The sequence below is a fragment of the Nocardiopsis sp. NPDC058789 genome (assembly GCF_042745575.1).
GTDB classification, from domain to species: domain Bacteria; phylum Actinomycetota; class Actinomycetes; order Streptosporangiales; family Streptosporangiaceae; genus Nocardiopsis; species Nocardiopsis eucommiae.
The window spans coordinates 74481-87158 of sequence record NZ_JBHYOW010000004.1 but is presented as its reverse complement, the minus strand read 5'-3'; the positions used below and the strand labels follow the sequence as shown (position 1 = coordinate 87158).

The following is a 12678-nucleotide window of genomic DNA, read 5'->3' as shown; positions in this document are numbered from 1 at the left end:
CATGGCGCACATGACCACGGAAGACGTCCACGACTACATCAACGGTGTCTGCTTCAAGACCGGCCCGCCCGGAAAGGTCGGGGCCGAGACCGAATGGCTCGTCACCGACCCCGAGGACCCCACCGCACCCGTCACCATCGACCGCCTCGCGGAGCTGCTGGAGGCCTGTGGCCCCCCGCCCGCGGGAAGCCGGATCACCTTCGAGCCCGGCGGCCAGATCGAGCTCAGCTCGGCGGCCCTGCCCGGCCCGGCGCCCGCCCACGAGGCACTCGCCCGGGACCTCGACCACCTACGCAAGACCCTCGCGGACGACGGACTGCACCTGGCCGAGACCGCACTCGACCCGGTTCGGCCCCCCGTCCGCCAGCTCCGCCTGCCCCGCTACACGGCCATGGAACGGTTCTTCGCCAACCGCCGCCAGCCCAGCGGACACACCATGATGTGCAGCACCGCGTCACTCCAGGTCTGCCTGGACACCGGCGCCGACCCTGCCGACGCGTGCGCCCGCTGGGAACTCGCGCACCGGCTCGGTCCCGTCCTGGTGTCGGCCTTCGCCAACTCCGCCGTGTGGCGCGGACGCCCCACCGGCTGGAAGTCCACCCGCTGGGCGATCTGGGCGGCCACCGATGGCACCCGCACCCGCCCGGCCCTGGAGTCCCACACCCACCCGGACCCCGCCACCGCCTGGGCCGAGTACGCCCTCGCCGCCCACCTCCTGGCCGTGTCGGAGGTCCCCGGCGGCGGAGGGGAGTGGACGGCCGACCCCGGCATCACCCTGGCGGACTGGATCGGCGGGCGCGGAGCCCGGCCCATCACCCTGGCCGACCTGGAGTTCCACCTGTCCACGCTCTTCCCGCCCGTACGCCCGCGCGGCTGGTGGGAACTGCGGATGATCGACGCCCTGCCGCTGGACTGGTGGCCGGTTCCGATGGCACTGGCCGCCGCGCTGTTCGACGAGCCCCGCGCCCGCGCCGTCGCGGAGGAGGCCACCGAACGCCTGTGCCGGGGCCGCTTCCCCGACCCCGCGCTGTGGCGGCGCTCGGCCAGCCTGGGACCGGCCGATCCCGAGATCGACGCCTGCACGCGGATCTGCTTCGACGCCGCGGTGGAGGCACTGCCGAGGATGGGCGCCGCCGGGCTCGCCCACCTGGTGGACGCCTACGCGGACCACTACGTCCGACGCGGACGGTGCCCGGCCGACGGCGCGCTCGGGCGACTGGTGCCCGAGCCGCGCGCGGAGACCGGCACCCGGGACGAGGACCACGGCGGCGTCCACGCCGTGCGAGGGGGAGACACGCCATGAGTCGGGAACAGGAACGCGCCAAGGAGCGCATCGCCGCCGAACTGGACCGGAGCAGACGCCGCAGCAACGGGCTGACGCTCGACTCCCTTGACGAGGCGGACCTGCTCGCCCAGCACTCCCCGCTGATGTCCCCGCTGGTCTGGGACCTGGCGCACATCGGCAACTACGAGGAGCAGTGGCTGCTGAGGGCCGCCGGGGGACGTGAGGCGCTGCGCCCCGACATCGACGGCCTGTACGACGCCTTCGAGAACCCCCGGGCCGACCGGGTCGCCCTGCCCCTGCTGCGGCCGGAGGAGGCCCGCGAGTACAACGACCGGGTGCGCAGGGAGGTCCTGGACACCCTCGACGCGGCGGACCTGGAGACGGTCCCCGCACCCCGGAGCGCGGGGGAGCGGTCTCTGCTGGAGGCCGGGTTCGTCTTCCACATGGTGATCCAGCACGAGCACATGCACGACGAGACCATGCTCGCCACCCACCAGCTCCGCCGGGGCGCCCCCGTGCTGCTGGAGGAGGAGAGCGCGCCACCGGAGCCGAGCCCGCCACCGGCCGAGGAGGTCCTGGTCCCCGCAGGGCCCTTCACCATGGGCACCGACGACGACCCCTGGTCCTACGACAACGAGCGCTCCGCACACACAGTGGACCTGGACGCCTACTGGATCGACACCGACCCGGTCACCAACCGCGCCTACCTGCGGTTCGTCGAGGACGGCGGCTACCAGGACCCGCGCTGGTGGTCCGACGAGGGCTGGGAGTGGAAGCGGCGCCGCGACGCCGTGGCCCCCGCCTTCTGGTCGCGGGACGGCGACGGCTGGGTCCGGCGCCGCTTCGGCCGGGTCGAGGAGGTGCCGCCGGACCAGCCCGTCCAGCACGTGTCCTTCCACGAGGCCGAGGCCTACGCCCGGTGGGCGGGCAGGCGACTGCCCACCGAGGCCGAGTGGGAGAAGGCCGCCCGCTTCGACCCCGCCAGCGGACGCTCACGCCGCTTCCCCTGGGGCGACGAGGAGCCCACCGGCGGCCACGCCAACCTCGGCCAGCGGGCGCTCGGCCCGCACCCGGTCGGCAGTCACCCCGAGGGGGACTCACCCCTGGGAGTACGGCACCTGATCGGTGACGTGTGGGAGTGGACCTCCACCACCTTCCACGGCTACCCCGGGTTCTCCGCGTTCCCCTACCGCGAGTACTCGGAGGTCTTCTTCGGCGGCGGGTACAAGGTCCTGCGCGGCGGCTCCTGGGCCACCCACCCCACGGCGGTGCGCTCCACCTTCCGCAACTGGGACCACCCGATCCGACGGCAGATCTTCAGCGGGTTCCGCTGCGCACGCGACGCGGACCGCGCCTGATGTGCCGACACCTCGCCTACCTGGGGCCGCCGCGTACCGTGCACGAACTCCTGTACGCGGCGCCCCACTCGCTGCACGTCCAGTCCTGGGCCCCGCGACAGCAGCGGTACGGGACGGTCAACGCGGACGGCTTCGGCGTCGGCTGGTACCCGGAGGGGGCCGAGACCGCGCCGCTCCGCTACCGGCGCGCCATGCCGATCTGGGGTGACTCCTCCTTCGCGGACGCCGCCCGGTCCATCAGCTCCGGGTGCGTGGTCGCCGCGGTGCGTGACGCCACCGTCGGCTTCGGCTCCGAGGAGTCCGGGGCCCAGCCCTTCCGGGCCGACCGCCTGCTGTTCAGCCACAACGGGGCCGCCCGGGACGACCAGGCGCTCCTGGACGGCCTCGCGGCGCCCTCCCCGCCGGGCGCCCTGGACGCCCGCGCTCCGGTCGACTCCGCGCCGCTGTTCGCGCAGACCCTCCGGGCCTGGCGGACGTCCAGGGACCTCGCCGGGGCGCTGGTCTCGGCGGTGCACCGCGCGCGGGAACTCTCCCAGGGCCGGTACAACCTGCTGGCCAGCGACGGCGAGGTGATCGTCGGGACCACGGCGGGCGACACCCTCTACACCCTGCGCCGTGAGGGGGCCTGGCTGGCCTCCGAGCCCTTCGACGACGGCCGCGGCTGGCGGCAGGTCCCGGAGAACTCCGTGGTCGTGGCCACCCGCGAGCGCACCGACATCCACCCGCTCGGCTGACCCCGGTCGCGCACCCCACTGGTTTCACCCCGCCCCGGGTACATCCGTAAGGGACACAGGAGGCACCATGTTCCGGATTGACCGCAACCTGACCGCTGACGAGCTCGACAAGGCGTTGCGCACCGACGTCGCGGAAGGACTCACCGCGCGGCCCAAACAACTGCCGCCCAAGTGGTTCTACGACGAACGCGGCAGCGCGCTCTTCGAGGACATCACGCGGCTTCCGGAGTACTACCCGACCTGGGCCGAGCGCTCCATCCTGGAGACGCGCGCCGACGAGATCGCGGAGGCCGCCGGAGCGGTCGCCCTGATCGAGCTCGGGTCCGGTTCCGGGGTCAAGACCAGGCTGCTCCTGGACGCCATGCGCCGCCACGGAGGCCTGTCCCGGTTCGTGCCCGTGGACGTCAGCGGGGAGTTCCTCGCCGCCTCGGCACGCCCGGTCGCGGACGACTACCCGGGCCTGGACGTACACGCCGTGGTCGGGGACTTCGAGCAGCACCTGGGCCTGTTGCCGGTCAGTGAGGGCGGCCGCCAGCTCCTGGCAGTGCTCGGATCGACCATCGGCAACCAGGAACCCGGACCGCGCGCCTCCTTCCTGCGCGACATCCACAGCGTGCTGCACTCGGGGGACTCCCTGCTGCTCGGCGCCGACCTCGTGAAGGACCCGGCCCGCCTCGTGGCCGCCTACGACGACTCCCAGGGGGTGACCGCCGCGTTCAACCGCAACGTGCTCTCGGTGATCAACCAGCGGCTCGGCGGCGACTTCGACCCCACCGCCTTCGAACACGTCGTGGTGTGGAACGCCGAGTGCGAGTGGATCGAGATGCGCCTGCGGGCCCGCGCCCCGCAGCACGTGCGCGTCGCCGACCTCGACCTGACAGTGGACTTCTTCGAGGGCGAGGAGATGCGCACGGAGATCTCCGCCAAGTTCCGCCGCGAAGGACTGACCGCCGAACTCGCCGCCGCGGGGTTCGACCTCACCCACTGGTGGACCGACGAACCGGGCGACTTCGCCCTCACCCTGGCCACCGTGCGCTGAGCTCAGCCCGCCGCCACGCCGATCAGCGTGCCCACCGTGTACGTCACCAGCATGGCGAACGACCCGCCGAGCACGCACCGCACCGCCGCGCGCATCGGCAGGGCGCCGCCCATCCGCGCGCTGACCGCGCCCAGCAGACCCGTGGCCACCAGCACCGCGACCACCGTCACGGCCAGGCGCCAGGCGTCGGGGCTCAACAGCATGGCCGACAGCGGGATCATCGCGCCCAGCAGGAAGGAGAACATGCTCGCGAAGGCGGCCTGCCACGGATTGGCCCGGTAGCGGTTCAGGCCCAGCTCGACCTCCACGTGGGCGCTCAGCGCGTCGTGGTCGGTGAGCTCCCTGGCGACCTCGCGGGAGAGCCTCTCGCTGAGTCCGCGCTCCCGGTACATCCCGGCCAGCTCCTCCAACTCGCCGTCCGGGTCCTCGGTGAGCTCCCGCCGCTCCCGGGCGATCGCCGCCCGCTCGGTGTCGCGCTGGGTGCTCACCGAGACGTACTCGCCCGCCGCCATCGACAGCGCGCCCGCCAGGGTCCCGGCCACACCCGCGACCAGCAGGGCCTCCCGGTGCGGGGTGGCGCCCGCCACGCCGACCACGAGACCCGCCGTGGAGACGATGCCGTCGTTGGCGCCCAGGACCGCCGCCCGGAGCCCGTTCAACAGCGATCCCAGCCGCCTCTGCGAGTGCTCCGAGTTCGGTTCCATGGGGTCAGAGTGACACGTGTGACGCGCCCCGACCCGTCCCACCACGCCGAACTCCGCTACGCTCGTGCCGTGTTCAAGGTAGGAGTTTTCGGCGCCGATGGGCGCATGGGGTCAGAGGTCGTCAAGGCGGTTCAGGCCGCCGACGACATGGAACTCGTCGCCGGCGTGGACAGCGCCGCCGACCGTGACGCGGTGCTGGGGGCCGACTACGTTGTCGACTTCACGCACCCCGACGTGGTGATGGACAACCTCGCGTGGTTGATCGACCACGGGATCCACGCCGTCGTCGGGACGAGCGGCTTCGACGAGGCCCGCCTGGCGAAGGTGCGCGCCCTCCAGGAGGCCAGGCCGGGGGCGAAGGTGCTCATCGCGCCCAACTTCGGCATCGCCGCCGTCCTGATGATGCACTTCGCGAAGAAGGCCGCGCCCTACTTCGACTCCACGGAGATCATCGAGCTGCACCACCCGAACAAGGCCGACGCCCCGAGCGGTACCGCCTACCGGACCGCCGAGCTGGTGGCCGAGGCCCGCCGCGAGGCCGGGACCCGGCCGATGCCCGACGCGACCACCTCGGAGATCCCCGGGGCCCGTGGCGCGGACGTCGAGGGCGTCCGCGTGCACGCGCTGCGCATCCAGGGCCTCATCGCCCACCAGGAAGTGGTGTTCGGTACCGACGGCGAGACCCTGAAGATCCGCCACGACTCCATGAACCGCACCTCGTTCATGCCGGGTGTCCTTCTCGGTGTTCGCAGGACCGCTGAGCTCCCGGACTCCCTCACCCTGGGCCTGGAGCCGCTGCTCGGCCTGGACTAGCCATCAGAGCAATGAGGGGGATCGCCACGAAGGCGGTCCCCCTCAGTCATGTTCCATCCCCGCGTGCGCGGGGAGCACCCTTCTCCACCTGGGGACTTACCAGTGGCAAGGGTCGAATTCTCCAACTTCCCGAGAAACGGACATGTCCGGCTAGGCGCCTCGGCGGCAGGTCAGGAAGATCTGCACCTCGGGGTGGGCGCCCTCCGGGTTGTAGGCGACCACGCGCTCGTCCTCGACGATGAGCCCGGCCCTCTCCACCACCTCCCGCAGTTCGTCGCGGGGGTAACCGGACACGCGGATCTCGTTCCCCAGGAAGGAGATGGGCTGGTCGTCCAGGTCGGCCTCGACCATCGACAGGCACACCAGGCCGCCGGGCACCAGGGAGGCCCGCACGCGGCCCAGGGCCTGGGGGATGCGGTCCTTGGGCAGGCAGAGCAGCGAGAAGAAGGCCACGATGGCGTCGTACGAGCACTCCACCGGGTCGAGGTCGACGATGTCGGCCTGACGGAACGTCGCCTCGGGGACGTTCTCGCGGGCGAGCGCGATCATCTGCTCGGAGATCTCGAAGCCGGTCACCTGGGCGCCAGAGCTGACCAGCTGACGGGCGGTGGGCAGGCCGGTTCCCGAACCGAGGTCGAGCACCTGCGCGCTCGGTGGCAGCAGACTCAGCAGCCTGCGCACGCAGTCCTCCTGGCCTTCCTTGTTGGGAAAGGCCTCGTCGTAGCGGTCTCCGATCGTGTCGAACGCGTTCGCCTGGCGGGCGTTGCGTTCGGCCCAGGCCACCGGGTCGGGGGCGAGCTCGAGGGGATCGGTGGGGTGGTCGCTCGGCACGGTTCTCCAAGGGGGTACGTAGGCGGGGCAGGCATCGTAACCGGACCGGGGTCCGGTGGTGGGTCCGCTCAGGTCCGCGCAGGCAGGACGGCGTGTCCGTCCTCCAGGTAGACCAGGCCGAGCCCCTGGTCGTCCACCGACACCGCCGCCTCCAGGCGTCGGGCCGTCCCGGCGGCGAGGTGCTCGGACAGCCGCGAGGGCGGGACCCACTCCCAACCGGACAGTTCGTCGGGCTGGAGACGGAAGTCGGTGTGCGGGACCTCCACGCGGAACAGCCACTGGTAGGCGGCCGTGCGGGGTGGTCGGGACGGCACCCAGTCGATGACGAGCGGGGCCAGCACACGGGCGGTCACACCCAGCTCCTCGGCGATCTCACGGCGGCAGGCGGCCACGGGGGACTCGTCGGCCTCCATGATCCCGCCGGGGATGCCCCAGGGCCGCTCCGGGTCGTACACGCGCCGCACCAGGAGCACGTCGCCCGAGGTCGAACGGATGAGTCCGCCCGCCGCACCCCGGGTCGCGGGCAGGTTCGCGAAGAAGTCGTCGTCGCTCTGATCCACCCGACGACCCTAACCCGCCTAGCCCAGGGCGAGCGCCACCGAGAACAGCACGCCGAAGGCCATCTGGAGTTTCCCGGTCTCACCCAGTCCCAGGACCAGGTCGCGGCCGACCTGCCCGCCGAGCACCCGGCGCAGCGGGGGCACCGCCAGCGGCGCGGCCAGCAGGACCAGCGGTACCCACCACGACACCGTGGTCAGCAGCAGGGCGACCAGGAAGGAAGCCACGATCATGCCCGCGTAGAGGCGCCGGGTGCCGGTCTCGCCCAGGCGGACGGCCAGGGTGATCTTCCCGGTCTCCCGGTCCGTGGGGATGTCCCGCAGGTTGTTGATCACCAGCACCGCGCAGGAGAGCAGACCGACCGGCACCGAGGCCACCCAGGCCTGCCAGGGCAGCGACTCCATCTGCACGAACACCGTGCCCACCACGGCCACCACGCCGAAGAACACGAACACCGAGACCTCGCCCAGGCCCCGGTAGCCGTACGGGGTGTTCCCACCGGTGTAGTACCAGGCGGCGGCGATCGCGGCGGCGCCGATCAGCAGCAGCCACCACGAACTGGTCGCCACCAGGACCAGGCCGACGACACCGGCGAAGGCGAAGCTCCCCAGCGCGGCGGCCAGCACCTGCCTGGGCGCCGCCAGCCCGCTCGCGGTCAACCGTGTGGGCCCGGTGCGCTCCTCGGTGTCGGTGCCCTTGACCCCGTCGCTGTAGTCGTTCGCGAAGTTCACGCCCACCTGGAGCGCCATGGACACCACCAGGGCGAGCAGCGCCTTCCACCACACGAACCCGTCCAGGGAGAAGGTGAGCGCGGTACCCACCGCCACCGGGACGATCGAGTTCGGAAGCGTGCGGGGGCGCAGCCCCGAGACCCATTCACTGACCGTGGCCACGCGCCGGTCCTCCAGATTCGAGACGGTGGCGCGCCGTGGGGCGCGCCGGACAACTACCCAACGGTAGTGCCTGGCCGACGCGCCACCGCACTACTCGGACACGGCCGCGTGCAACCTCACCATCGGCAGCAGACGACCCATGTCGATCTCCCGCCGGGCCCCGTCCGCGCGCCACCCCGAGGCCTCGAAGAACGACCGCAGCGCGTTCTCCTCCTCGGGAACCCACACGTGCGCCGTGCCGAACCCGCCCTCCACCAGGTGGTCCACGCAGGCGTTCACCAGACGGCTGCCGTGCCCCTCGCGCACCCGCTCCGGATCCACGTGCAGCGCGAACACCTCGGCGTCCCTGGCGGGCCACAGGTCCGGGTCCCCGCCCGGGCCGAACGCCGCGAACCCGACCACCGTGCGCACCCCGCCGTCCTCGTCGGTGGCCACCACCAGCCGGTGCTTGGAGGTGGGCGGCGACTCCAGGGCCGCCGTCCACTGCTCACGGAAGCTCTCCCGGGCCTGGTCTCCGGAGAGCTCCTCCGCCACCTCGGCGGGCAACAGGTCCTTGTACACCGACCGCCATGACGCGACCTGGAGGTCCACCACCCTGTCCACGTCGGCGGCACGGGCGGGACGGACGAACTGCGCACTGGACACGAGGGGCCTCTCGGTTGGTTCCGCACCCGGCGTGGCGCGGGTGTGCGACACGCCGGAAGAAAAGATCACCCACGCCGGAGTTTCCGGACCTTGCACCGGCATGGGAACATCTACGTTGTGAGCCTCATTATCAGAGTTATCGCGAACGCGCTGGCCCTTTGGGCCGCTGTCCTCCTTGTCGACGGGATCGACGTCACGGCGCAGGACACCGCCGGTCAGATCTTCGTCTATCTCGTGGTCGGCGCGATCTTCGGTGTGGTCAACGCGGTCATCAAACCGATCGTCAAGACGGTCGGCTGCCTGTTCTACGCCCTCACCCTCGGGCTGATCGGGCTCGTGGTGAACGCGTTGCTGTTCATGCTCACCGAGTGGATCGCCGGGCTGTTCAACATCCCGTTCCACGTGGACGGATTCTGGCCCGCCTTCTGGGGCGCCATCATCGTCACCATCGTGAGCTGGATCGTCAGCATGTTCCTGCCCGACGGCAAGGACGACTGAGACACGCCCGAACGCCACCCGCGCGCCGTCCTCCGACCACGGTGACACCGGGCCCCGTCCGCGTGACGAGGGCCCGGTGCGGGTAGGTTCACACTTCCGGGCACCGGTCGAGCGCGTAGGCTCCAGGTGACCTGGTCGGTCACACCCGTGACGGTCCCTCACCTCAACCCACGAGGACGGGGGCCGAACCGGACCCGCTCCCGCGCACTCCCACGTGCGAGGGACACACAGACTTTCCCGCTTCCGGTGGCCCGCGTTCACCGGTCGCGGCGACGGACGTTCAACGCCGTCTTCACCCGTTGCACGGAGGAAAGCACCCGGCTCGGGACACGCACCCGTTTCACGCACATGGAGAGGAGGAAGGGCAACCCAGGGCCCCGACGCCTTCCGGCTGGGGCCCGAGAGCCTTTCACACACGATGGTGGAACCCAAGAACCGCCCATTCGGCAAGATGCTGACCGCGATGGTCACCCCGATGCTCGAGGACGGGGAACTCGACTACGACGGTGCCGCCCGCCTCGCCACCTACCTGGTGGACGAGCAGCACAACGACGGTCTGGTGATCAGCGGCACGACCGGTGAGTCGCCCACGACCAGCGACGACGAGAAGGACCGTCTGCTGCGCTCCGTGGTCGAGGCCGTCGGAGACCGCGCCCAGATCATCGCGGGGGTCGGCACCAACGACACCCGCCACAGCGTCAAGCTGGCCCGGGCCGCCGAGAAGGCGGGCGCGCACGGCCTGCTGGCTGTCACGCCCTACTACAACAAGCCCCCACAGGAGGGGCTGATCCGGCACTTCACCGAGATCGCCGACACCACCGACCTGCCGGTCATGCTCTACGACATCCCGCACCGCACCGGGACGCCGATCGCCTCCGAGACCCTGGTCCGGCTGGCCGAGCACCCGCGCATCGTCGCCAACAAGGACGCCAAGGACAACGTCGGCGCCAGCTCCTGGGTCATGGAGCGCACCGACCTCGCCTACTACTGCGGCACGGACATCCTGAACCTGCCGCTGCTGTCGGTCGGCGCGGCCGGATTCGTGAGCGTCGTCGGCCACATCGTCGGCAGCGACCTCAAGGACATGATCGACGCCTTCGAGGAGGGCGAGGTCGGCCAGGCGCTGGCCATCCACCGCCGCCTCACCCCGGTCTACACCGGCATGTTCCGCACCCAGGGCGTCATCACGACCAAGGCGATCCTGAACCTGTTCGGGCTCCCCTCCGGTCCGGTCCGCACTCCGCTCGCGGACGCCTCCTCGGAGCTCCAGGCCCTCCTGCGCGAGGACCTGGCCGCCGCCGGGGTCAAGGGCCCGATCGGGCTCGCCCCGCACCAGGCCGTGCCCGCCAGCGCCGTGCGCGTCGAACGTCTGACGGAGGGTTCCGTATGAGTCACCCGCACCCCGAACTCGGCCCGCCCCCGCCCCAGGGCAAGGGTGTCCTGCGCATCGTCCCGCTCGGCGGTCTCGGTGAGATCGGCCGCAACATGACCGTCTTCGAGTACGACGGCCGTCTGCTCATCGTCGACTGCGGTGTGCTCTTCCCGGAGGAGGAGCAGCCCGGCGTCGACCTGATCCTGCCGGACTTCGACTACATCCGGGACCGTCTCGACGACATCGAGGCGATCGTGCTCACCCACGGGCACGAGGACCACATCGGCGGCGTGCCGTTCCTGCTGCGCGAGCGGGCCGACATCCCGATCGTGGGTTCCAAGCTCACCCTGGCGCTGATCAGCGCCAAGCTCGGCGAGCACCGGATCAAGCCGGAGACCGTCCTGGTGGAGGAGGGGGAGCGCCACGACTTCGGCCCCTTCGACCTGGAGTTCTTCGCGGTCAACCACTCGATTCCGGACGCACTCGCCGTGGGCATCCGCACGCCCGGCGGCACGGTACTCCACACGGGCGACTTCAAGATGGACCAGCTGCCGCTGGACAGCCGCCTCACCGACCTGGCCGGGTTCGCCCGCTTCGGTGACGAGGGCGTGGACATCCTGCTGTCGGACTCCACCAACGCCGAGCAGCCCGGGTTCGTGGTCAACGAGCGCAACCTCACCGAGGCCATCGACAAGGTGTTCCGGCAGGCGAAGAAGCGCATCGTCGTGGCCTGCTTCGCCTCGCACGTGCACCGCGTCCAGCAGGTCATCGACTCCGCGACCGCGCACGGCCGCAAGATCGCGTTCGTGGGCCGCTCCATGGTCCGCAACATGAACATCGCACGCGACCTGGGCTACCTGAGCATCCCCGGCGACACCATCGTCGACGTCAAGCAGCTCGACAAGATGCCCGCCGACGAGGTCGTGCTGATCTGCACCGGTTCCCAGGGCGAGCCCATGGCGGCGCTGAGCCGTATGGCCAACCGGGACCACCAGATCCGCATCGAGGAGGGCGACACCATCCTGCTCGCCTCGTCGCTCATCCCGGGCAACGAGAACTCGGTCAACCGGGTCATCAACGGCCTGACCCGCTGGGGTGCCAAGGTCGTGCACAAGGGCAACGCGCTCGTGCACGTGTCCGGCCACGCCTCCGCCGGTGAGCTGCTGTACGTGCTCAACATGGTGCGTCCGCGCAACTTCATGCCGGTGCACGGCGAGTGGCGGCACATGCGCGCCCACGCCGACCTGGCCAAGCTCACGGGCGTGCCGAGCGACCGCGTCGTCATCGCCGAGGACGGCGTGGTCGTGGACGTGTACAAGAACCGCGCCAAGATCGTCGGCGCGGTGCAGGCCGGGTACGTCTACGTGGACGGCTCCTCGGTCGGGGACGTCACCGACGCCGCCCTGAAGGACCGCCGCATCCTGGGCGAGGAGGGCTTCATCTCCGTCGTCGTCGCGGTGGACTCCAACTCCGGGAAGATCCTCGGGGACCCCGAGATCCACACCCGGGGCGCGGGCATGGGCGCCGCGGCCTACGACGACGTGATCGACAAGATCCAGGACGCCCTGGACAAGGCGGCCGCCGACGGGGTCAACGACCCGCACCAGCTGCGTCAGCTCATCCGCCGCAGCACGGGACGCTGGGTCAACGAGACCTACCGTCGACGTCCCATGATCATCCCCGTCCTGGTCGAGGTCTGACCGTAGGGGAAGCAGGGACACGGCCCGGGAACGTCCGCGTTCCCGGGCCGTTTCTTATCTCTTTGCATCTCCGCTTCGCTTCGATGCGTGTTCGGGCGCCTGGAAAGGCAGGAACCTTCGGCGCCTGCGGTGTGATGGCTCGTTCCTCGCGATCCCACCTGCGGCACCTCCAGAACCCTGCCGGCGCCCGAACGAAAGCACCCCCCGTGGCCTTGGGCCCTGAGCGGGACTCACGACTGTGGGTGGGC

General features: G+C 71.0%; 13 protein-coding genes. 8 read left to right on the top strand and 5 right to left on the bottom strand.

The genetic code is table 11. From position 1 onward, the window contains the following. Nucleotide 1 precedes the first annotated feature (1 nt). From egtA to egtD, 4 genes are all read left to right on the top strand, one after another. Nucleotides 2-1303, top strand: a complete 1302-nt coding sequence (gene egtA / locus ACFW3L_RS06500; RefSeq protein WP_378737607.1) for an ergothioneine biosynthesis glutamate--cysteine ligase EgtA — start codon at nt 2-4, stop codon at nt 1301-1303. Beyond that, nucleotides 1300-2643, top strand: a complete 1344-nt coding sequence (gene egtB / locus ACFW3L_RS06495) for an ergothioneine biosynthesis protein EgtB (RefSeq protein ID WP_378737098.1) — start codon at nt 1300-1302, stop codon at nt 2641-2643. The genes egtA and egtB overlap by 4 nt, the downstream gene beginning before the upstream one ends. Beyond that, complete coding sequence (gene egtC / locus ACFW3L_RS06490; protein ID WP_378737096.1) at nt 2643-3377, top strand: ergothioneine biosynthesis protein EgtC; 735 nt, start codon at nt 2643-2645, stop codon at nt 3375-3377. The genes egtB and egtC overlap by 1 nt, the downstream gene beginning before the upstream one ends. 67 nt (nt 3378-3444) lie before the next feature. Then, entirely contained in the window at nt 3445-4416 is a 972-nt protein-coding gene (gene egtD / locus ACFW3L_RS06485) for an L-histidine N(alpha)-methyltransferase (RefSeq protein WP_378737094.1), read from the top strand. Nucleotides 4417-4418: 2 nt separating this feature from the next. On the opposite strand, the gene ACFW3L_RS06480 is transcribed toward egtD, so the two are convergent. Further along, complete coding sequence (locus ACFW3L_RS06480) at nt 4419-5120, bottom strand: VIT family protein (RefSeq protein WP_378737092.1); 702 nt, start codon at nt 5118-5120, stop codon at nt 4419-4421. Nucleotides 5121-5189: 69 nt separating this feature from the next. Between ACFW3L_RS06480 and dapB the strand changes: the two genes are divergently transcribed. After that, complete coding sequence (gene dapB / locus ACFW3L_RS06475) at nt 5190-5933, top strand: 4-hydroxy-tetrahydrodipicolinate reductase (RefSeq protein WP_378737090.1); 744 nt, start codon at nt 5190-5192, stop codon at nt 5931-5933. 150 nt (nt 5934-6083) lie between these two features. Here dapB and ACFW3L_RS06470 read toward each other — a convergent pair whose 3' ends face one another. The 4 genes from ACFW3L_RS06470 to ACFW3L_RS06455 form a co-directional block, all read right to left on the bottom strand. After that, nucleotides 6084-6764, bottom strand: coding sequence for a class I SAM-dependent DNA methyltransferase (locus ACFW3L_RS06470; RefSeq protein ID WP_378737088.1), 681 nt, complete (start codon nt 6762-6764; stop codon nt 6084-6086). A gap of 68 nt (nt 6765-6832) precedes the next feature. After that, the gene (locus tag ACFW3L_RS06465) at nt 6833-7324 is read right to left on the bottom strand and encodes an NUDIX hydrolase (protein ID WP_352388758.1); all 492 of its coding nucleotides are present in this window, start codon (nt 7322-7324) and stop codon (nt 6833-6835) included. Nucleotides 7325-7342: 18 nt separating this feature from the next. Next, on the bottom strand, nt 7343-8215 hold the full coding sequence (locus tag ACFW3L_RS06460; protein WP_378737085.1) for a 1,4-dihydroxy-2-naphthoate polyprenyltransferase: 873 nt from the start codon (nt 8213-8215) through the stop codon (nt 7343-7345). Between the two features lie 90 nt (nt 8216-8305). Beyond that, nucleotides 8306-8860 (bottom strand): GNAT family N-acetyltransferase, encoded by a 555-nt coding sequence (locus tag ACFW3L_RS06455; RefSeq protein WP_378737083.1) that lies wholly within the window; start codon nt 8858-8860, stop codon nt 8306-8308. A 117-nt stretch (nt 8861-8977) separates the two neighbouring features. Here ACFW3L_RS06455 and ACFW3L_RS06450 point away from each other — a divergent pair, with 117 nt between their 5' ends. The 3 genes from ACFW3L_RS06450 to ACFW3L_RS06440 all read left to right on the top strand — a co-directional run bounded on the left by ACFW3L_RS06450 (nt 8978) and on the right by ACFW3L_RS06440 (nt 12430). After that, nucleotides 8978-9358 carry a phage holin family protein gene (locus ACFW3L_RS06450; RefSeq protein WP_378737081.1) on the top strand — a complete coding sequence of 127 codons (381 nt, stop codon included), beginning with the start codon at nt 8978-8980 and terminating at the stop codon, nt 9356-9358. 418 nt (nt 9359-9776) lie between these two features. After that, nucleotides 9777-10748 carry a 4-hydroxy-tetrahydrodipicolinate synthase gene (dapA, locus tag ACFW3L_RS06445; protein WP_017546364.1) on the top strand — a complete coding sequence of 324 codons (972 nt, stop codon included), beginning with the start codon at nt 9777-9779 and terminating at the stop codon, nt 10746-10748. Then, on the top strand, nt 10745-12430 hold the full coding sequence (locus ACFW3L_RS06440; protein WP_378737077.1) for a ribonuclease J: 1686 nt from the start codon (nt 10745-10747) through the stop codon (nt 12428-12430). Before dapA ends, ACFW3L_RS06440 begins: the two co-directional genes overlap by 4 nt. Nucleotides 12431-12678 lie beyond the last annotated feature (248 nt).

What these genes read in the sequence shown, in the direction of transcription:
- egtA (WP_378737607.1), top strand. Translation starts at nt 2, where the DNA reads ATGGCGCACATGACCACGGAAGACGTCCACGACTACATCAACGGTGTC.
- egtC (WP_378737096.1), top strand. Translation starts at nt 2,643, where the DNA reads ATGTGCCGACACCTCGCCTACCTGGGGCCGCCGCGTACCGTGCACGAA.
- dapA (WP_017546364.1), top strand. Translation starts at nt 9,777, where the DNA reads ATGGTGGAACCCAAGAACCGCCCATTCGGCAAGATGCTGACCGCGATG.
- ACFW3L_RS06440 (WP_378737077.1), top strand. Translation starts at nt 10,745, where the DNA reads ATGAGTCACCCGCACCCCGAACTCGGCCCGCCCCCGCCCCAGGGCAAG.
- egtD (WP_378737094.1), top strand. Translation starts at nt 3,445, where the DNA reads ATGTTCCGGATTGACCGCAACCTGACCGCTGACGAGCTCGACAAGGCG.
- ACFW3L_RS06480 (WP_378737092.1), bottom strand. Translation starts at nt 5,120, where the DNA reads ATGGAACCGAACTCGGAGCACTCGCAGAGGCGGCTGGGATCGCTGTTG.
- egtB (WP_378737098.1), top strand. Translation starts at nt 1,300, where the DNA reads ATGAGTCGGGAACAGGAACGCGCCAAGGAGCGCATCGCCGCCGAACTG.